This is a genomic window from Sphingomonas bacterium (assembly GCF_903642285.1).
Taxonomy (GTDB): Bacteria; Pseudomonadota; Alphaproteobacteria; order Sphingomonadales; family Sphingomonadaceae; genus Sphingomonas.
On the sequence record NZ_CAHJWJ010000005.1, the window covers coordinates 62,466 to 80,757 of the forward strand.

The window sequence follows — 18,292 nt, forward strand, 5'->3', positions numbered from 1 at the left end:
AATGCGCCTTGCGTATGGGGCAATGCGCTGCGGCAGCCACGAAGCCGATCCATATCGATCTTCGCGTTCCTGGTTCCCAAAACCCCGCAGACGTGCGCGCGGATCGCAACGGGACTTGCGCCGAGCGCCTCATGCGCAAAGTGTATCGGGTTCCCTGATCCGTGAAGGCGGCCCATGGGCCCGCTAGACCGCTCCCATCTCGCTTCGTAAGCCTCCCCGTTCCAGACGATCCGGAGTCAATCGCATGAGCCTGCGCGTCCCCCATGTCGAACGCGCATATGCCGCCAGCCGCTACGGCCAATTGCATTATCGCATCGCCCGCCCGTCGACCGCCCCGACGCGGCCGACGCTGGTCTGCTTCCACCAGTCGCCTAAATCGGGTTGGGACTATGAGCCGATCATGGCGGGGCTCGCGCGCGACCGGGTGGTCCTCGCGCCCGACACGCCGGGCTACGGCGGCAGCGATGCGCCCGACGCGCCGACGACGATCGAGGATTATGCGCAGGTCATGATGGCCTTCGTCGACGGGATGCTGGCCGCGGGCGAATTGCCGGACGGACCGATCGACGTGCTGGGCTATCATACCGGCTCGGTGATCTGCACCGAACTAGGCCGGTCCCGGCCTGACCGCATTCGGCGGATCGGCCTACTGGGCCTCGCCGCCTACGATGCAGCGGAACGCGCCCGTCGGCTCGCGGCAATCGACCGTTTCCCTGTTCCGCAGGCCGATGGCTCGAACATCGTCGCGCTATGGACGCTCGTCGAGAGCCTGAACGATCCGCGTATCGACCCCGAATGGCGTCAGCTGTCGTTCGCCGAATGCCTGCGCGCGGGCAGTCGGCTGCCCTGGGGTTTCAGGGCGGTGTATCAATATGACTTCCTCGGTAATCTCGCAGCGCTGAACCAGCCCACGCTGATCTTGTGTCCAGAGGATGATCTGTGGGACAATACCCGCAAGGTCGTCTCGATCATCCCGAACGGACGATTGCTGGAGTTTCCCGGCGTGGCGCATGGCTTCTTCAAGCTCGACCGCGAGCAAGTGGTGGACGCGTTGCGCGCGTTTTTGGGCGAGGACCCGGCTTGAACCTCAAGCATCTTGCGCAGTTCATGGAAGTCGCCAGGCTTGGCAGTTACGGCCAAGCCGCCAAGGCGCTGTACCTCAGCCAGCCGACGCTGACTCGCAACATCCGCTCGCTCGAGGCGGATCTCGGTATCGTCCTGTTCGAGCGATCGCCGCGCGGATCCCTGCTGACCGCGGAAGGGAGCCGACTGCTCCCGCTCGCGGCCTCGGTGCTGAACGAAGCCGAGCGGCTGACCGCAGACATCGGCGTACGCCGCGCGCGCAGCGGGGGGCGGCTGCTAATCGGCGCGTCACCGAATTTCTATCTCGACCTGTTGCCCGAAGCGATCGCGCGCCTGACCGCCGACGAGCAGGGGCTGAACGTGCGCGTCTCCTCGGGCACGCGCGAGGCGTTGATCGACAATCTGCTGACCGGGGACAGCGACGTCGGTATCTGTCAGATCCCCGATTACATCTACACCGAGAAAGAACACGCCTCGCAACTGGTGTTCCATTCCATCGAGGAGGACCTCGTTTCGGCCTATGCAGCGGCCGGCCATCCGGCATTGCGCGAGGCACCGCGGCTCGAGACGATGGTCCAGCATTGCTGGGCGGTGCCGTTCGAAATGTCGGTGAGCTACCGATTCGAAAGCGCGTTTTTCCGCAACAATCTGCCGATCCCCATCCAGAGCCTCAACGCGTCGTCGATCTCGATGACCAAGATCGGGGCGTTGCGGCTGGGCCTGTTGGCAATGCTGCCGGCAAGCTCGGTGGTAAGCGAGGTGGGCGACGGGCGGCTGGTGCGGCTGGACGTTCCGGCGCTCGACTTCCGCTATGTTACCGGCCTGATGCATCGCACCGATTGTACCAATCTGCATTTGATCCAGCGTCTGCTCGGACATTTGCGAACGCTCGCTGACGGGGGCGGAGCCTGATATTCATGCAGAACTGTTCGACCGCGCGCGGGGGAACGCGTGCTGGCGAACGTACAGAGGATGACGCACGTGGCAGACAGAGAATTCGTGGTGAAGGGTGCTCCCAAATTCTTCTTTCCGGAACAGAATGTCGATCGGCTGTTTGCGATGGTGATGGCGCTGGGGGCCGAAATCTCGGCAGTGGACGAAAAGCTCGACACCGTGGTGCGCCTGCTGGAGGCGCAGGCCGCGGTGACGCCAGCGGCCGTCACCGGCTTCGAACCCGACGAGATCGTGCGGGTGCAGCGCGAGGCGGCGCTCAAGGGCCTGGTCGCGACGATGCTCGCACCCTTCCGCGAAGCGGCCGCCGAACTGGCTGAGCGGGTGGAAACGGCGACTTCAGCCTCTCCCCCCGAAGGAGAGGCTCGGCGGGAGACATAACCTCAATCCGGCACGTACGCGATCAGATCGAGCAACGCATTGGCCCCCGGAACGACCAGCGGGCCGCCGATCTTCATCGTCGTCGACGCCGGCTTCACGCCCGGGAAGTGCGCCGCCCATTCCTCGATCGAATCGGCGAACCAAGTGCCTTCGTCATGAAAGCAGGCGCGGCGCACGATATTTTCGAGCTGTGTCCCGCCCGCTTCGCAGATCGCCGCGACATTCCCCAACATGTAACGCATCTGATTCTTTCCCGGCAGGCCGTACCAGGGGAATTCGGGGTGCCGCACCATTCCGTCGGCGAGCGCCCCGCGACTGTCGCATGCCATCTGTTGACTGAGAAACAGGAAATTGCCGACTTTGACCGCCTGCGGCTCGTGGCTCCACGGCTCGGGCGCGTCGGAGGTTTCGATTCGCTCGATCGTCAACGCGGAGTCATTGGCGAGCAAGGTGAAGGCGATTTCGATGCGGCTGCCACGCGTGCCGAGACCCATGTACGGGATGACGCAGCGCGCCGGCGGGTTGTTCGGGAACCAGCGTTTCCACACCCGGTCCATGCCCGCGTAATCGCTCGGATGGCCGATATAGACATCGGCCTTGACCGCGCGTTCGAGCGAAGCGCCGGCGGCTTCCGCGATCTTGGCGAGTTTGGCTAGCGTGTAGTCGGTCTGCGCCTCGATCGACGAGCCGTACCAGACGTGCGGGTTGACGCGCGCCTCGCGCGCGAGCGCGCTCGGCATTCCCATGTTGCGCGCTTCGCCATAGTCGCCGACCCAGTCGGTCGGCACCTCCCCCGCCAGGAACACCCAATCGCCGCGACGCAGCGCGGGGGAATAGCCGGCAAGCGGCATCGGCACGCCCTCCGGCGCGGCGAAGCCGACCGAGGTGCCGCCATCCGCGATCGCGATCATGTCGACTTCGATCCGCGCCTTGCGCACGGGGAGCGCACGGATGCTGACCGCGGTCGAGGCGGGGCGGGGCTCGAAGATGTAATCGTTGCGCACGTCGAGATAAGGTGTGATCGACAGGCCGGGCCAGCTGTCGCCCTGCTCGAATTGCTCGTACGTCGGCGTGTCGTAGGGAAACCACTGCCAGATCCGGACGACGTCCCTCGCGATGTCGGCACCGGCGGCGGCGAGTGTGGGCTTCAGCGTCTCCATGACGAAGCGAGACTGCAGGCCGAGCTCGTCCTCGAGATTTGCGTTGGTCGCCTTGGCGGCGGGCGCGATGCCGGTCTTGAAGTCGCTCGCCAGTTGCCCGGAGACGAACACCCAGTCGGCTGCCTTGACCGCTGGGCTGTATGGCATGAGCGGCTGCGGAATATCGGGCCAGATCGATTGTGGGGCCTTGGCGTCGGTCACGTCAGTCTCCTGTAGGAATGGGCTAGATCAGGCCGCCGTCGGCGATCAGCGTGCGGCCGTTGATCCAGCGGCTGTCGGGCGAAGCGAGGAACAGGATGGCGTCGGCGATGTCGTCCGGCTGCGCGATGCGACCGAGCGGGGTATTGGCGGCGATCCCGTCCATCACCGAGCGGTCGAGCCAGTCGGTCATCGGCGTGAGCGTCGCGCCTGGCGCGACCGCGTTGACGGTAATGCCGCGCCCGCCGAGTTCGCGCGCCAGGCCGTGCGTGAGCGAAGCGACCGCTGCCTTTGCGGCGCTATACAGCGTGAGGCCGGGCAAGGGCCCGAAAGCGAGGTTCGAACTGACATTGACCACGCGGCCGCCGTTCGCGAGATGCGGGGCGGCGGCCTGCGTCATCAGAATGACGCTCCGGACATTGACGGCGAATTCGCGGTCGATCGTTTCCGCCGTCATCTCCCCGAACGCCAGCGGGGTCGAAATGCCTGCGCCGTTGATCAGGAGGGTGAGCTTGCCGAAGGCGCCGACCGTCGCGTCGACGACGCGAGCGGCATCGGCGGCGTCGCTGGCGTCCCCCTGCACGGTGATCGCAGTGCCGCCGGCAGCGGTGATCTTCTTCAGCGTTGCTTCGGCACCGGCGGGGTTCGAATTATATTGCAAGGCCACCTTCGCGCCTCGCGCGGCGAGACGGATCGCGGTCTCGCCGCCGATGCCGCCCGAGGCGCCGGTCACAAGCGCGATCTGGTCGTGAAATGTCGATGCCATGATGGCCGTTCCCCGTCGTCGCCTGGTGCGGTACGGCGAAAGCTATGGGAGGGCTCGGTAGCGGTCTAGCACGAAGGGGCTGCGCGTGCTGGTCCCTATTGGCTCATACGGAATCTGCAATGCTCTCGTATTGCGCTGTTCAGCGTGAAGCATGCTTTGCATACTGCCGCGTCACAAGACGCACAGGAGCCGCCATGTTTGACCCTATCAAACCCGCCACCACGCGTATGACCCGGCTGCGTCGCTGCCTCGTCGCGGCCGGCATGACCGCCTGCCTCGGCGGAGCCCTGCTCGGGCATACCGCGGCGCACGCGCAGGCGAGCAGCCTGCTCGAGAATTTCGGAAACATCATGACGATGAACCACCTCTATTCCGCCTCGGATGGCCAAAGCCATATCGAGGAAATGGCGGTGCCCGAAAAGCTCAACGGCAAGCTCACCACCTATTTCGACGAGCCGGTGCAGAAGTTCACGATCGGCTACTGGAAAGATGGCGATTTTCGCGACTTCCACTATGCGGGCCACAAGAACCTGTTGATCTATCTGCAGGGGAAACTGCTCGTTTCGACCGGCGACGGCGTGGAACATCAGTTGATGCCGGGCACAGCGACGCTCGCCGAAGACTGGACCGGGCGTGGTCACACGTTCCGCTGCGTGGCACCGACCGGGAAGCGCGTCTGCCTTTTCCTGCAGGTGACCATTGCCGATCTCGACCAGGCGATGCCGCTGCGCGCGCCGCCGACGAAGTAGCGCGTTTCACCCCTTCCGCGGAGGCTTTAATCCAGCGTCGCTACAGTGCCACCGTCGCCGGATCGTAGCGCATCCGCTCGGCATGGGTGGTGGCCAATCGGCGTTTGGTGTCGGGTCCTTCGGCGTAGATTTCGGCCTGCTCGCGCGAAGCGAGCAGCATTTCCGCAGCGCGCGGCGCACGCGCGCGCGCATAACGCGACAGCACATCTTCCGGAGTCCCGCCTTCTGCGAAGACACGACCGAGCACGACGGCATCCTCGATCGCCATCGCCGCGCCCAGCCCCAGGAACGGCAGCATCGGATGCGCCGCGTCGCCCAATAACGCGATACGCCGATCGATCCAAACGGGCAGCGGATCGCGATCGAACAGAGGCCATTTCGCGGTACCCTCGCGCGGCGCGGCGGCGGCAAGACCGCGCACGTCGGGATGCCAGCCATCGAAGATCGCCATCAGCTCATCGGCGTCGACGCGCTCGGTCCAGCTTTCTCGGGTCGGTTGATCGCTCCGCACGAAGGCGACGCAATTGATGAGCCGGCCATGCCGCACCGCATAGCGCAGCAGCGAGCGATCGGGCGCGACATACGAAACCGTGCCGGGGTTGGACAGGAACGGTCGTGCGGCCTCGATCGGCACGAGGAAGCGATAGACCAGTCGTCCGGCAAAGCGCGGTTCCTTCGCCCCGAACATCTGTTCCCGGACGCGCGACTTGATTCCGTCACACCCGATGAGCGCCGCGCCGCGCACGCACCCGCCCTCGGCGAAGTGCACCGTAACGCCCGACGCATCCTGGGTGGCGCTGGCGAAGCGGTGGTGAAGCCGGAGAGCGTCGGCATCATGCGCCTGTACCGCGGCGAGCAGCAGCGCGAACAGATCGGCGCGGTGGATCTGGTTGGTCAGGTGTCGCTCGGGCGCTTTGCCAGGGCGATCGGCGAACCCGTGTGCGAGCAGCGCCCCAGTCCGGAAATGCCGTGCTTCCGAAGCGAGCGGAGCATCCGACGCCGCACGCAGCGTATCCTCGAGGCCAAGCGAATAAAGTCCCCGGCTTGCCGTCGCGCCGAGACTGATCCCGGCACCGACGTCGCCGATCGCCCTGGCCTGTTCGAAAATCCTGACCGGCACGCCCTGGCGCAGCAGCGCCAGAGCGGCGGTCAACCCGCCGATCCCGGCACCCATGATGATGATCGGTTCGGTCACATCATGAGCTCCGTGCCGCGCGATGTCGGTCAAAAGGCGAACGATCCGCGCAAGCCGAACGTGCGCAACTGCGCCGGATAGATCGTCACGCCGACGAACCCGTCCCCCAGTGTGTTGCGGCGGCCGCCGACCGGCCCGCTATAGTCGAACAGGTTGGTGACATACGCTTCGACGCGATACGCCTTCATACTGACCCCGAGGCGCAGGTTGACGGTATCGTACGGCGCGATCCATGCCTGATTGCCTTCGTCGAGATATTGCCGGCCGGTCAGCGTGCTCTCGACCTGACCATAGGCGCTGACGTTCGCACTGATCGGAGCAGAATAGCGCGCCGAACCGAACAGCGTGGAGGTAGGATATTGGGGCAAGGTCGTCCCGACGCCCGACGCCTGTGCGTTCGGGCTGATGATCTGCGCCGCAACGCCGTAGATCGTGTAGCTGGTGAATTTCTGGCTGACCTTCTCGCCCTGGAGCGTCAGGGAAAGCCGCCGGACCGGCTGCAAGTCGAGCTGGAACTCGGCACCCCAGATGCGTGATTTGCCCGGCAGCGTCGCACCGACCGGATCGAGCACGCCATTGCCGTCGAGATCGGACGGCGCGGTGACCGCCGCGCTGGTCTTCATGTTGGTCCAGTCGATATGGTAGCCCGCCACCGTCAGCGCGCCGCGACCGTTCCAGAACGACTGTTTCCAGCCGAGTTCGACCTGCTTGATTTGCTCGGCCGGGACAATCGTCGGCACCGTGCCGCTATATCCCAACAGGCCCGCGAGATACTTGCTGATCACCGCGGGATCGGTCGAGCCGATCGGATTGGTGGGGTTGCGCGCGACCGCTGCGACTTCGTTGTTGAAGCTGACGTTCGATACGCCGGCAAGCTCGCCGATCGAATAGCTCGCATAGAGCGTCGTGTCGCGCGTCGGCTTCCACGTCAGGATCGCGCGCGGCAGGAACTTATTGAAGTCCGCGCCGACCGGCGTGAAGGCGATCGTGCCGGCGGCATAGCTGCCCGACTGCGTGAACTGGCGCAGCGCGTCCTTCTGATAGCGACCTTCGAGATCCAGCGTCAGCGTCTTGAGAATGTCGAAGCTGGCCGAGCCGAACACCGCCGCTGCATACGACCGATCGCGATCGTTGTTGACAAAGGGGGTGATGGAGCCGGTACCCGCCACCAGCGTCTTGCCCGCAGAGCTCAGATTGCCGTCGATCCACTGCTTGAAGTAGCTAACGCCGAACACAAGCCGCAAACGCCTGTCGCGCGGCGAACTGACGCGTGCTTCGGCGGTGAGGTCGGACTCGATGAAGGGGATGTACACGAAGTTGGTGTTGTTGAGGATGCACGTCTGAAACGCCGCCGCTGGCAGCGTCGACGCGCAGTTCGGACGGGCGGTGGCGTAGCCCAGCACGTTGTCGTCGTCGCGCAGGGCTGCGCCACGATCCTGGCCATAGCCGACCGACGTGGAGAAGGCGTATCCGCCACCGAGATCATAGTCAGCGCTGCCGTTGGCGCGCAGGATGCGGTCCGTCGATCCGAAATGATTGAGCGACGGCACCTTGTTGATGAAGGACACGTCGTTGAGCGCGCCATTGGTGTTGTGGATCAGGTCGTTCAGCGCATTGGGTCGGCCAGACACGACCAGCGCCGGCGCGAGCAGGCTGGTGTCCTGATAGGCCAGTCTACTATCGACCGTGACGGTCTGCCCAAGATAATTTCGATAGGTGCTCCCGCTATGCGGGATAGCGCCGCAGAAGAACGGCCGCGCGCCGACCACGCAATTGGCATCGACAAGGCTGTAATTCTCGATCAGGTCGCCGTAATCGTCGTCGCGCTGATACGATACGCGAGCGCGCACCTTGAGGCGGTCGGTCGGTGTGAACAGGAAGGAGGCGGAAATCGACTTGGTATCCTGTTCGCCGACCTTGTTGCCGTCCCCGGAATCATACTGGCCGCCGTTGCGGTAGGAATCGATCACCACGCGTCCGTTCAGCAACCCCGGAATGATCGCGTCTTCGATGCTGCCGCCGACGTCGTATCCGCCGTAAGTCTTGACTTCGCTCTTGCCGGTGACGCGCAGTTCGTCGCCCGGCTCGCGGGTGATGAAGTTGACCGCGCCGCCAAAGGTGTTCCGGCCGAAATAGACGCTTTGCGGGCCTTTGATGACTTCGACGCGTTCGACGTCGTCGGTGTTGAGCGAGCCGGCACCGACTGCCACGAAGGCGCCATCGACAAACACTGCACCAACCTGCGTGTTCGGGCGCGGGCTTGACGCGACCATGCCGCGGAAGCGCGTCTGCGACAGGAACCGGTAGCCGTTGTTGAACGCCTGCTGCTCGAACTTGAAGCCCGGGGTGATCTTGCCGATGTCGGCGATGCTGACGAGGTTGAGATCGGCGAGCTTGGCGTCGGTATAGGCGGTTATCGACACAGGGACCTGCAGCAGGCGCTCATCGCGCTTGCGCCCAGTGACGACGATGTCGCCCACCGATCCGGGCTCGGCAGCGGCGGGGCCGTTGCCGGTGCCGGTGCCGGTGCCAGCGGAGTCCGCCGCCGGTGTCGCGACCGGTGGTGCCGATTGGGCGTGGGCGACGTTCGCGACGCTCAGCGCCAGGCACGATGCCACGAACAAGTATTTTCTTTGCATGCCGTTAACCCCTTAGTCTGTTGAGATAGAACCGCCGTCCCGCGTTGTGCGTTAGACTGCGGCATGCCCTGCGAACGTATGGACCGCGCCGGCCCAAAGGTCGGCATGATCCAGCAAAGAGAATGTGTGCCCCGCGGGCAGTTCGTGAAACGTGAAATCGGGGCGCAGCGCGGCAACGCGCGCGTCATTGTCGTGCAACACGTCGCCCGGGCTCGATAGGATCAGTGCCGGTGCGCGGATGCGCAGCAGGTCCTGCGCCATATCGTAGGTGAAGACGGCGTGATAAACCGGGCTGTCGCTGTCCGCGAGAAACTGGCCGATCGCCGACCATGTGGCCGGAACCAGGCTGTCCGAGGTGCCGCCGAGCCGCGTGAAGACTTCACGGAATACGTCGGCGAGATGGCCGCCGTCGGGCTTGAGCTCCGGACAGAAGGGCGGCCGCGCGAGCCGCTCGGTCCGTTCCGGTTCCGAGTAGAACGGCGTGCCATGGCTGATCAGCGCGGCGGTGCGCCCGGGATGCCGCGCAGCGAACGCGATCGCGATCGAGGCCCCGGTATGGTGCCCGGCGATAACCGCTTTCTCGATGCCGAGGTGATCCAGCACGGCGACGAGATTGTCGGCGAGCTGGCCCATGTCGGCACCGGCGGGGGCCGGGTCGGACAGACCGTAGCTGGGGTTGTCGACCGCGATCGAATCCCGGCCGAGCCGCGCCAGCGCGGTCTGGATTTCGGCGAATTCGGCCATGCTGAGCGGCGTCTGGTGAAGCAGCAGGATCGGCACGCCGCCATGCCCCCCCATATGGCGGTAATGGACTTGACCGAGCGGACCTTCGGCATAGCCCTTGCCGCCGCGTAGCACGCTCGCCCCGCGCCACGTCGCCGCCGCGTTGCCGCTCGCCTCGGCGCATGACGGCACTCCAACCCCTCCCGCCAAAGGGGAGATCGCGAGCCCGCCAAGGAATGAGCGTCGGCGCATGTTGACTCCAGCGACGGTTGTCACGATTTGGGTGTCGATCCTTTCGGATGTCACTGCTCGCCGGAGTATTCCTGCAACATCTGCCATTGGTAAGCTCCCAACTGCGACTTACCGCATACGGGTTCGGTATGAGCGTCGATCGCGGCTCCTGCGCGCCTCGCGGGCCACTCATGCGCATGACGACGGACCTCATGCCGCATTTGGCACTGATCGGCGGCTCGCGATCGCGTCATCAGTTACGCTCGATCTTCGGGCACACTCGGCCCGAAACTCGACGACGGGAGCGCATGATGACGAGCGAGTTGCGGGACGGCATGCGTATCGCGTGGAACGTGGCCATCCTGATGGACGATGGCCTGACGTTACGCGCCGACGTGTTCCGCCCGGTCGAGGATGGCGAGTATCCCGTGCTCCTGACGCATGGCCCCTATGCCAAGGGCCTTTCGTTCCAAGAAGGCTATCCCACCGCATGGCGAACGATGGCGGAGAAGCATCCCGACGTTACCGCGGGATCGAGCAATCGTTACCAGAATTGGGAGGTGGTCGATCCGGAAAAATGGGTTCCCGAGGGCTATGCCGTCGTCCGCGTCGACAGCCGCGGCTGTGGAGCGTCGCCCGGCTACATCGACCATTTCTCGCCGCGCGAAACGCGCGACTTCTACGATTGCATCGAATGGGCCGGCGTGCAGCCCTGGTCGAACGGCAAGGTCGGGCTGAATGGCGTGTCCTATTTCGGAATCAACCAGTGGCAGGTGGCCTCGCTACAGCCACCGCATCTCGCAGCGATATGCGTCTGGGAGGGTGCCACCGATTTCTATCGCGACATGACGCATCATGGCGGGATCCTCAGCACCTTCTGGGCGAACTGGTCCGACATGCAGGTGAAGACGGTGCAGCATGGTATCGGCGAGGCCGGCCGGCGCAGCGCCGTGACCGGCCAGCTGGTTTGCGGCAACGCCTTGCTCGACGCGGCGACACTGGCGGCCGGTCGCTGCGATTTCGGCAGCGAAATCCGCGCGCACCCGCTCGACGATGCCTATCACCGCGCGCGGTCGCCCGATTGGGCACGCGTGACGGTGCCGCTGCTGACCGCAGCGAACTGGAGCGGACAGGGGCTGCATACGCGCGGCAATTTCGAAGGATTCGTGCGGGCGGCCTCGTCGCACAAGTGGCTGGAAGCGCACGGCCTGGAGCATTGGACCCATTTCTACACGGATTATGGACGCGAGCTGCAGAAGCGCTTTTTCGATCATTTCCTGAAAGGCGACCCCGACTCATGGCGCGACGAGCCGGCAGTGCGGCTGCAGGTGCGGCACCTGAAACATTTCGTCGAGCGGACCGAAACGGCCTGGCCCATCCCGGACACCGAATGGACACGGCTACACCTCGACCTGACGCATGGTCGGCTGGCGGAAACGCCCGGCGACGTCGCAGTCGCGCAGGGCTTTGCCTCGACCGGCGCGGGGCTAACGCTGCTGACCGCACCCCTGGCCGTGGATACCGAGTTCACCGGTCCGCTCGCGCTCAAGCTGCGCGTGTCGTCCTCGACGCAGGACGCCGATCTGTTCGCGATACTGCGGGTCTTCTCTCCCGACCTGACCGAGGTCACCTTTCAAGGCGCCATCGATCCGCACACGCCGGTCGCTCAAGGCTGGCTGCGCGCGTCGCATCGCAAGCTCGACCCGACGCTTTCCACCGAGTACCGCCCGTATCACAGCCATGACGAGATCCAAGCGCTCAGCCCCGGGATACCGGTCGACGTGGATGTCGAGTTATGGCCAACCAGCATCGTCGTCCCCGCCGGCTACAGGCTTGCCCTGACGATCCGTGGCAGCGATTATGAGCATCCCGTCAGCGGCGGGCACCAGTCGAACTTCAAGAACGAACTGCGGGGCTGCGGCCCGTTTCTCCATAACGATCCGCTCGACCGGCCGGACGATCTCTTTGCCGGCACGACGACACTTCATACCGGCCCGGGGATCGACGCGTTCCTGCTGCTGCCGGTCGTGCCCACCCGGTGAGCGTCCGGCCCCCGGACGGACTTCAGCCACATCCCTGGCATGGTCTCACGCGCGTCCTACATCACTGTCAATCAAGCAACCGGAAAACCTCATGAGTCTGCCGACCCCCCTCATCAATCGCACTCGCGCCGAGGCGGTCATGGCTGAATTCGGTGTGTCGGCGCTGGTGCTGGCCGACAGTACCAACATCTATCAGGCGACCGGCTTCTGGCCACAGACGCTGGTAATGGGTCATCTCGGGTCTTCGGTCGCGGTGGTGCCGGCCGATCGTTCGAAACCGGTGACTCTAATTACCGCGCAATTCCTGCATTACTTCTTCGATCTCGACGACGTCCCGCCGGGCAGCCCGTTGCAGATCCTGCTCTACACCGCTCCCGACCAGGACGGCGAGAATGCGATGCCGCCGACCTTCTTTCGGTCGGCGCAGGACGGTGCGGTCGACTCGTACGAGCGCGCGACGCGCGCTACCACCGAGGCGCAACTCGCGGCTCATCCGGCTTTCCCCAGCGCGACGCTGGCCCTGGGTGCGGTTCTTGCCGATCTGGACGGCGCGATCGCGACCGACGGCGAAGTCGCGACGGCTTTGCTCGGCACGGGCGAAATCTATCGCTCGGCCAGTCCGCTGCTGCGCCGTATCCGCATGATCAAATCGACGCACGAAATTGCATTGATGCGAATCGCGGCACAGCAGAATTGCGAAGCGGCGACCGTGGCGATCCGGTCGGTCGGCCCGGGAGACCGCTATGTCGATCTCCAGAACGCCTTCTTCGCCGAAACCGGACGTCGCGGCGGCCGGCCGGTGTTCATGTCGACCGATTACTCCTCCTATCGTCAGCGCAAGGGCGTCATCACCGAAGGCCGCGCGTTCTCGATCGACGCGGTCGCCAGCTATGCGGGCTATCATGGGGACTATGGCCGCACGATCATCGTCGGTCAGCCCGACCCGGCCCTGCTGCGCGCGGTCGATGCGGCGGTGCTGTGCAACGAGACGGTATCCGCGGCGCTCGCCCCGGGCCTCCGCTTTTCCGACATCATGCGAATCGGCCGGGAAGCGATCGCGAAGGCGGGGCACGACATCGCCACACCGTCGTCCCCGCATAGCGTAGGGCTGTTCCACACCGACGAGGGGTTCAAGAATGACGGGGCGTACTTCGTGAAGGACGATCCGTTGATCGAGGAAAACATGGTGCTGAGCATCGATTGCCCGATGCTGCAGACCGACATGGGCGGTAGCGTACATCTCGAGGATCTATGGCTGGTGACGGCGACCGGATGCGAACCGCTCAACGACACGTCCAACCCCTATTATCGACTTTGAGCGGCGATCACTCCGTCGCTCCTTAACATGGCGACGAGATGCGGCTGATGAGCCGGCCCGGCAACTGCTACGATCACGCCCGATGAAGAGGCGTCCTCCACACGTTGCCGGTCGAACTGGTACATGAAATCGCTGGGCAACGCGCGCCGAGGCGTGCCGAGCATCGTTCGCTGCATCGAAGGATATTACAATCCGCGTCGCATGCGCTCCCCACTCGGGTATCTCCCCCGAACGGGCGTGCAGAATCGGCCGGGCATCGGTGCGCACATGAACGACGATATTGCCGTCGACGGAGCGCCGCGATGCCGCAGGCGCGCTGATGCCGTGCTTCTACGTCCTCGCCGCCGCGTTCGGCTGGGCGAAGCGGACACCCGAGCCCGGCGCGATGCGCGACTGGCTGATCGGCTGGGGCTGTGCTCCTCGACGTACCCGACGCAGATGGGCGCGGCGTCGGCGCGTGTGACGCTGTCGCCGCAGGGGCGCGTTATCGTGCAGACCGCCGCGCACGAGATCGGTCAGGGCGTGGACATCCTGGATCCAACCAAGGACAAGAGCAACATCGGTGTGATCACGACGGCTCAGCCGGCGCTGCCCGCAAACCTCTATCTTCAGCCGACGATACGGTGATCGCTCAACATCAAGCAGCAACCAATGTCGGGCTCTACGGTCGGGCGTTTTTGGTTCGACGCCTGCTCCAGCCGAATTACGGCACCCGGTGGTATATGTCGAATGGGGTGGCCACGAATTCTGGCCAACATCCGATTGGAACTTGTTTGCAGCAGCAAGCACAAAGGTCCTGGCAATATGCCTTCTTCGGCCACGCGATCGATCTCGAGCGCGACGGATATCAGGTCAACCTGTCGGCAAGCGATGACGTCAATCTCGTGCGCTATTGCGCAGGCTATCGGGGACGGTCCGCCTATAATGGCCCACCGCAGGGACCTCCTCTTCATATCCAGTGGTATTGGACCGCTACTGACTGCGCTGGCTCGCACCCGTTCGAGCCTGGCTTCCTCGCGCCTGCAGGCTGACCGGGGTCGATCAGCAACTCTACAGTGCTGACTGGAAAGTCGCGAGCGATGCTACCAATTCAGCTTGGCTGTGCGTATTGGTCTTGCCGAAGATCGCTTTGAGATGGGTTCGTACGGTGCTGATCGATACCCCCAGTTTCTCCGCAGCAACTCGAAGACCGCCCCCATTGACCAAGAGATTGGCGAGTTTGGTTTCCGCTGACGTCAGGTCGAATGCTTGCGCCACAAGGCTTGCGACGGGTTTCGGCCGGGTCGCCGGATCATTAACCGTCACCAGGATGCTCGATGGGCCAAAGACGGCTGGGCTTAGGATTGTTGCTTGTACGATAAGCAGCCCCCCATTCCGGTGCCTTAATATTATCCCGTCGTGATGCTTCGCGCAGTCAGGAGAGACGATGCTGAGAAGAAGGTCGCGCAACGCGCGGTCCGCGGGGGGGGTTATGCCACGCAGCCGCCCGTGAATCATAAGAATGTCATTGCCGACCAGGATTTGGGCTGTGCGATTAAAACGCGGTGAGCCACCGAGATGGTTGGTGATAATTGCGGCTTGGCGGATGAGATCGAAAGCGTTCATCATCCCGTATTGCGCCGCCATTATCGCGGCGTCGGTCTCGCTCGGCGTCGTATCCTTACCAGGTCCGATAAATGCGGCGGGCAACGCCCGATCTTGGACCAAGGTTAGCGATGCCGTAAAGTTTCGTTGATGAGATCGGGCGGCGGGTATGCTCGACCTGTTCGTTGCGTCGGTACCAAGACCAGTTGGGTCGTCATCGTACCGAACGGCGATTAGCGGTGCGGCGGTTTCAGCGATCATTGTGCCCCCGGGGTATTGCTTTCGACTATTATGATAGAGTGGTTGTCGGCTATGCAGCCTCGGTCATCTCTGCCGCTATGAAGCTCGGTCGTAAGCCTGCAACGCGCCTATTATCCTCGACGATCTTCGGCTTGCCGGATGTTTGACCGGCGAATCTAGCCAATGCGCGAAAACTATCCGGGATTGCACAGACAGGCGTCATCCGTTCGGATGATAAACGGCGCATTATGCAACCGGCCACAAGATGCTTCGCACCTCGTCCCGGGTATCGCGCTTGCCGGGCGCGCCAGGCGGCGGATCGAGCTGAGTAACGCGTCCTATCGCAGCTGGGGGTTTATCACTTATCACCAGACTGATAGAGGGCTGTCCTGGGTCGGCTATTATGCGTTTGAGTGACTTGCGCCGACGGTAAATTGAGTGACGAAGTCGTATTCGACAAAGGCGTCTTTCGCGCAGGAATGTCTCGATGCCCGGGTTTTCCGATGAGGGTTTTCTCGAAACGCTCGACATGATCTATGCTGCGGCGCTCGATCCGGCTGGCTGGGCCACCGTACTAAAAAGCCTCGCCGTCACGACCGGGTGTATTGCGGGCGGGTTGACCATCGAAGACCCCAGCACGGGCTTGGGCAGGCCGCTGACATTTTTTGGGTTCGATCAAGATCATGTCGCCAGGAACTTCGCGCATTACCTGCCGATGAATCCGCTGTTTTCCATCGAGTCTCGGATGAAGCCCGGCTTCGTTGTTACCAACCAGATGGTCGTGGAAACCTCTCAGTTCAGAAGAAGCGAGTTTTATGATGGCTGGGCAAAGCCGCAGGGCTTATGCAGTCCCATCTCACTTGTCCTGCATAGGGAAGGAACGCGGTATGTGCCCTTGACGCTGGTGAGGCCGGACGGCGCGGGTGAAGCGGACGAAGGTAACATTCGTCTGTTGAAGATGCTTTCGCCGCACCTTATCCGCGCGATGGCATTCAACTTACGCTTCGTGGACCTCGAGTGTCGGGCAGCGGCGTTCAAGAACGGGTTCGATCATCTCGACGTCGGCATTATCTTGCTCGATGCGAGCGATCGGCCGGTGTATGCCAATCGCGTCGCCGAGATCCTGCTGCGAGACGGGACGACGCTGGAGGTTCGGAAGGGAACACTATGTGCGACGGATCCGAGCGCCGATACCGATTTGCAGCGCTTGCTCGTTGGCCGTCGAAGCAACCCGACCGCTCGAGCCGGGAACCTGGCGCTTCATTCCAAGGACGGTGCGCGTATAGACATCGACGTCAACCCGATTGGACCCGATGCCGATATTTTCGGTCAAGGGTTTGCCGCTACATTGCTTACCATCCGCGTGACGCAACCAATCTCGTGTCGCGGGCTTGAAGGTTTTGCAAAGAAGCATCGGTTGACTGCGCGGGAGACGGAGATGTTGCATGCGTTGGTAGCCGATGGCTCAGGTCTACCGGTCGCGGCCGGCCGCCTCGGCATCAAATTGTCTACCGCGAAAACGCATCTGCAACGAATCTTCGAAAAGACGGGAAGCAATCGGCAAGCCGAACTGGTCGCCAAGGTCACGCGATGCTCCCTGGACCAGCGCGCCGATATTACGGTATTACCTGACAGATGACCCCTTCTCGTGTCGTTCTTCGTCCTTGCAAAGAGACACGGCAGAAACGTACGTTCTAACGATTCAACCTGAGTAAAACGATCGCCAGCGCGATAAGGAGCCGACCACGCCCAGCTAGCGAGCGGCTCGATGTTTTCGCGTTCAGCGCGAGCCGTGCAGTGTCGCGCCCGATTACCTTATCTACGAAAGACGTCGCAACCAAGATCGGGGAAAAGCGACGGTCATCATATGTTTGGGGGAGGCGAGGGAAGAAATCATTGGTCAGGACAGGTGACGGCCGCATGGTCGCGGCGACGAATGGCGGGCGACTTCATGCGATGTTTTTCCGGAAAACAATGCTCGGTTCTGCTTCGCTCCTCCGTTGCCCTCGCCGCGTTGATGACGGGGGCCGAAGCGCTGGCTCGGCCCGGAACGCCGAACGGCGAGGGTTCCGTTTCGACCGGACCCGGTCAAATCACGGTAAGCTGGCGCAACACCGCCAACGAGGGGGGAATCGTCTTCGATATCGAGGGCAAGAGCGATCCCGGCGTCGCGAACTGGGCGCCACCGGGCGGCGTCAGGATGGACGCCACGTAATCGTACACGTTCCGCAACCTGGGTCCAGGCGAACATTGTTTCAGCATTTGGTCGCGGGTTGGCGCTCAAGGAGAAAGGTCCGGTCAGCCATCCCAGTTCACCTGTACTGCGATTTCGACCCCTACCGGGCCCTACGCTAACGGGCCGCTCAAGAGGGTGACTCTCAATCCGGATCACCGGGTCTGGATGCAGAAAGCTCGACAGATCGGCGGAGATAATGCTGTCTTCGACAGTGGTGGAAACTCGTCAGATAAATCATCTGATGGCGGTGAATACGTCGAGGTCGGGTATGGTTACAATAACAACGTGAAGTTCGGTATATATTCGGGGCCCGTGACCATTAATCAGATAAACAGGTTAGGCCTGCATTTCAACTTAGCTGCCATTACGGGTAAAAGCGTGTTCTCCGCCATGCTGGTTCTCATACCAGCCGGTGGAAAAGGACCTGTGAACGTGCCACTGTGCGCTCGATACCTGGGCGTCGCGAAGGAGAAATTTTGGGAGGGCAACCATTGGCATGACCCGAACAATTTTCCGCCGGCAAACCAGGACGGTCGAGTAAGCGCGAAGAAAAGTGTCGACGTAACGAGTCAGGTTCGCGGCTGGTTGGCCGCAGGACAGGCTATGACGAATTACGGCTTTATTCTGTCGGGTGCCAGCGAGGACGAGAACGCTAACACCCAGGCATCCTGTCTAATGCGGTATGCCGATCGGAACGGTACGCAGCTGATCATTACCTACACAGAGTAAGATCTCGCTTGTCCGAGCGGTGAAGGTATTCGTTGCGCGATTCCGGCCGATGCCGGTGCAAATATCG

The 18,292-nt window shown here is 63.1% G+C and carries 17 protein-coding genes; 11 read left to right on the forward strand and 6 right to left on the reverse strand.

Features of this window, described 5'->3' with window-relative positions; all coding sequences use genetic code 11:
* Nucleotides 1-244: 244 nt before the first annotated feature.
* Genes HUU99_RS04000 through HUU99_RS04010 form a run of 3 tightly spaced genes read left to right on the forward strand, consistent with a single transcriptional unit; the run spans nucleotide 245 to nucleotide 2,415 of the window.
* On the forward strand, nucleotides 245-1,084 hold the full coding sequence (locus HUU99_RS04000; RefSeq protein WP_174285293.1) for an alpha/beta fold hydrolase: 840 nt from the start codon (nucleotides 245-247) through the stop codon (nucleotides 1,082-1,084).
* Complete coding sequence (locus HUU99_RS04005) at nucleotides 1,081-1,995, forward strand: LysR family transcriptional regulator (RefSeq protein WP_174285294.1); 915 nt, start codon at nucleotides 1,081-1,083, stop codon at nucleotides 1,993-1,995. Before HUU99_RS04000 ends, HUU99_RS04005 begins: the two co-directional genes overlap by 4 nt.
* Nucleotides 1,996-2,055: 60 nt before the next feature.
* The gene (locus tag HUU99_RS04010) at nucleotides 2,056-2,415 is read left to right on the forward strand and encodes a hypothetical protein (protein WP_174285295.1); all 360 of its coding nucleotides are present in this window, start codon (nucleotides 2,056-2,058) and stop codon (nucleotides 2,413-2,415) included.
* Nucleotides 2,416-2,417: 2 nt separating this feature from the next.
* Here the strand turns inward: HUU99_RS04010 and HUU99_RS04015 are convergent, their stop codons facing one another.
* Nucleotides 2,418-3,776, reverse strand: coding sequence for a RidA family protein (locus tag HUU99_RS04015; RefSeq protein WP_174285296.1), 1,359 nt, complete (start codon nucleotides 3,774-3,776; stop codon nucleotides 2,418-2,420).
* A gap of 22 nt (nucleotides 3,777-3,798) precedes the next feature.
* A complete protein-coding gene (locus HUU99_RS04020; RefSeq protein ID WP_174285297.1) occupies nucleotides 3,799-4,539 on the reverse strand; it encodes an SDR family NAD(P)-dependent oxidoreductase in 741 nt (246 codons plus the stop codon).
* A gap of 194 nt (nucleotides 4,540-4,733) precedes the next feature.
* On the opposite strand from HUU99_RS04020, the gene HUU99_RS04025 reads away from it, so the two are divergent.
* Nucleotides 4,734-5,288 carry a hypothetical protein gene (locus tag HUU99_RS04025; RefSeq protein ID WP_174285298.1) on the forward strand — a complete coding sequence of 185 codons (555 nt, stop codon included), beginning with the start codon at nucleotides 4,734-4,736 and terminating at the stop codon, nucleotides 5,286-5,288.
* 40 nt (nucleotides 5,289-5,328) lie between these two features.
* Here HUU99_RS04025 and HUU99_RS04030 read toward each other — a convergent pair whose 3' ends face one another.
* The 3 genes from HUU99_RS04030 to HUU99_RS04040 are packed head-to-tail and all read right to left on the reverse strand — an operon-like array spanning nucleotide 5,329 to nucleotide 10,037.
* Complete coding sequence (locus tag HUU99_RS04030) at nucleotides 5,329-6,483, reverse strand: FAD-dependent monooxygenase (protein WP_174285299.1); 1,155 nt, start codon at nucleotides 6,481-6,483, stop codon at nucleotides 5,329-5,331.
* A 29-nt stretch (nucleotides 6,484-6,512) separates the two neighbouring features.
* Complete coding sequence (locus HUU99_RS04035; RefSeq protein ID WP_174285300.1) at nucleotides 6,513-9,122, reverse strand: TonB-dependent receptor; 2,610 nt, start codon at nucleotides 9,120-9,122, stop codon at nucleotides 6,513-6,515.
* Nucleotides 9,123-9,173: 51 nt separating this feature from the next.
* Nucleotides 9,174-10,037 carry an alpha/beta fold hydrolase gene (locus tag HUU99_RS04040; protein ID WP_174285301.1) on the reverse strand — a complete coding sequence of 288 codons (864 nt, stop codon included), beginning with the start codon at nucleotides 10,035-10,037 and terminating at the stop codon, nucleotides 9,174-9,176.
* A gap of 350 nt (nucleotides 10,038-10,387) precedes the next feature.
* Between HUU99_RS04040 and HUU99_RS04045 the strand changes: the two genes are divergently transcribed.
* From HUU99_RS04045 to HUU99_RS04060, 4 genes are all read left to right on the forward strand, one after another.
* Nucleotides 10,388-12,118: a CocE/NonD family hydrolase gene (locus HUU99_RS04045; RefSeq protein ID WP_217430759.1), complete on the forward strand. Its 1,731-nt coding sequence runs from the start codon at nucleotides 10,388-10,390 to the stop codon at nucleotides 12,116-12,118.
* Nucleotides 12,119-12,257: 139 nt separating this feature from the next.
* Nucleotides 12,258-13,436, forward strand: a complete 1,179-nt coding sequence (locus HUU99_RS04050; protein ID WP_174285302.1) for a M24 family metallopeptidase — start codon at nucleotides 12,258-12,260, stop codon at nucleotides 13,434-13,436.
* A gap of 123 nt (nucleotides 13,437-13,559) precedes the next feature.
* Complete coding sequence (locus tag HUU99_RS04055) at nucleotides 13,560-14,063, forward strand: hypothetical protein (RefSeq protein WP_174285303.1); 504 nt, start codon at nucleotides 13,560-13,562, stop codon at nucleotides 14,061-14,063.
* Complete coding sequence (locus HUU99_RS04060) at nucleotides 14,060-14,467, forward strand: hypothetical protein (RefSeq protein WP_174285304.1); 408 nt, start codon at nucleotides 14,060-14,062, stop codon at nucleotides 14,465-14,467. Before HUU99_RS04055 ends, HUU99_RS04060 begins: the two co-directional genes overlap by 4 nt.
* Before the next feature lie 19 nt (nucleotides 14,468-14,486).
* Here the strand turns inward: HUU99_RS04060 and HUU99_RS04065 are convergent, their stop codons facing one another.
* On the reverse strand, nucleotides 14,487-15,125 hold the full coding sequence (locus HUU99_RS04065) for a helix-turn-helix transcriptional regulator (protein ID WP_174285305.1): 639 nt from the start codon (nucleotides 15,123-15,125) through the stop codon (nucleotides 14,487-14,489).
* A 622-nt stretch (nucleotides 15,126-15,747) separates the two neighbouring features.
* On the opposite strand from HUU99_RS04065, the gene HUU99_RS04070 reads away from it, so the two are divergent.
* The 3 genes from HUU99_RS04070 to HUU99_RS04080 all read left to right on the forward strand — a co-directional run bounded on the left by HUU99_RS04070 (nucleotide 15,748) and on the right by HUU99_RS04080 (nucleotide 18,225).
* Nucleotides 15,748-16,899 carry a helix-turn-helix transcriptional regulator gene (locus HUU99_RS04070; RefSeq protein WP_174285306.1) on the forward strand — a complete coding sequence of 384 codons (1,152 nt, stop codon included), beginning with the start codon at nucleotides 15,748-15,750 and terminating at the stop codon, nucleotides 16,897-16,899.
* 297 nt (nucleotides 16,900-17,196) lie between these two features.
* Nucleotides 17,197-17,475 carry a hypothetical protein gene (locus HUU99_RS04075; protein ID WP_174285307.1) on the forward strand — a complete coding sequence of 93 codons (279 nt, stop codon included), beginning with the start codon at nucleotides 17,197-17,199 and terminating at the stop codon, nucleotides 17,473-17,475.
* A gap of 156 nt (nucleotides 17,476-17,631) precedes the next feature.
* Nucleotides 17,632-18,225: a hypothetical protein gene (locus HUU99_RS04080; RefSeq protein ID WP_174285308.1), complete on the forward strand. Its 594-nt coding sequence runs from the start codon at nucleotides 17,632-17,634 to the stop codon at nucleotides 18,223-18,225.
* The last annotated feature ends 67 nt before the right edge of the window (nucleotides 18,226-18,292 follow it).

Excerpts from the sequence above, each read along its gene's own strand:
- HUU99_RS04075 (WP_174285307.1), top strand. The coding sequence starts at position 17,197 with ATGGCGGGCGACTTCATGCGATGTTTTTCCGGAAAACAATGCTCGGTT.
- HUU99_RS04025 (WP_174285298.1), top strand. The coding sequence starts at position 4,734 with ATGTTTGACCCTATCAAACCCGCCACCACGCGTATGACCCGGCTGCGT.
- HUU99_RS04020 (WP_174285297.1), bottom strand. The coding sequence starts at position 4,539 with ATGGCATCGACATTTCACGACCAGATCGCGCTTGTGACCGGCGCCTCG.
- HUU99_RS04010 (WP_174285295.1), top strand. The coding sequence starts at position 2,056 with ATGACGCACGTGGCAGACAGAGAATTCGTGGTGAAGGGTGCTCCCAAA.
- HUU99_RS04050 (WP_174285302.1), top strand. The coding sequence starts at position 12,258 with ATGGCTGAATTCGGTGTGTCGGCGCTGGTGCTGGCCGACAGTACCAAC.
- HUU99_RS04035 (WP_174285300.1), bottom strand. The coding sequence starts at position 9,122 with ATGCAAAGAAAATACTTGTTCGTGGCATCGTGCCTGGCGCTGAGCGTC.
- HUU99_RS04000 (WP_174285293.1), top strand. The coding sequence starts at position 245 with ATGAGCCTGCGCGTCCCCCATGTCGAACGCGCATATGCCGCCAGCCGC.
- HUU99_RS04045 (WP_217430759.1), top strand. The coding sequence starts at position 10,388 with ATGACGAGCGAGTTGCGGGACGGCATGCGTATCGCGTGGAACGTGGCC.
- HUU99_RS04055 (WP_174285303.1), top strand. The coding sequence starts at position 13,560 with ATGAAATCGCTGGGCAACGCGCGCCGAGGCGTGCCGAGCATCGTTCGC.
- HUU99_RS04070 (WP_174285306.1), top strand. The coding sequence starts at position 15,748 with ATGCCCGGGTTTTCCGATGAGGGTTTTCTCGAAACGCTCGACATGATC.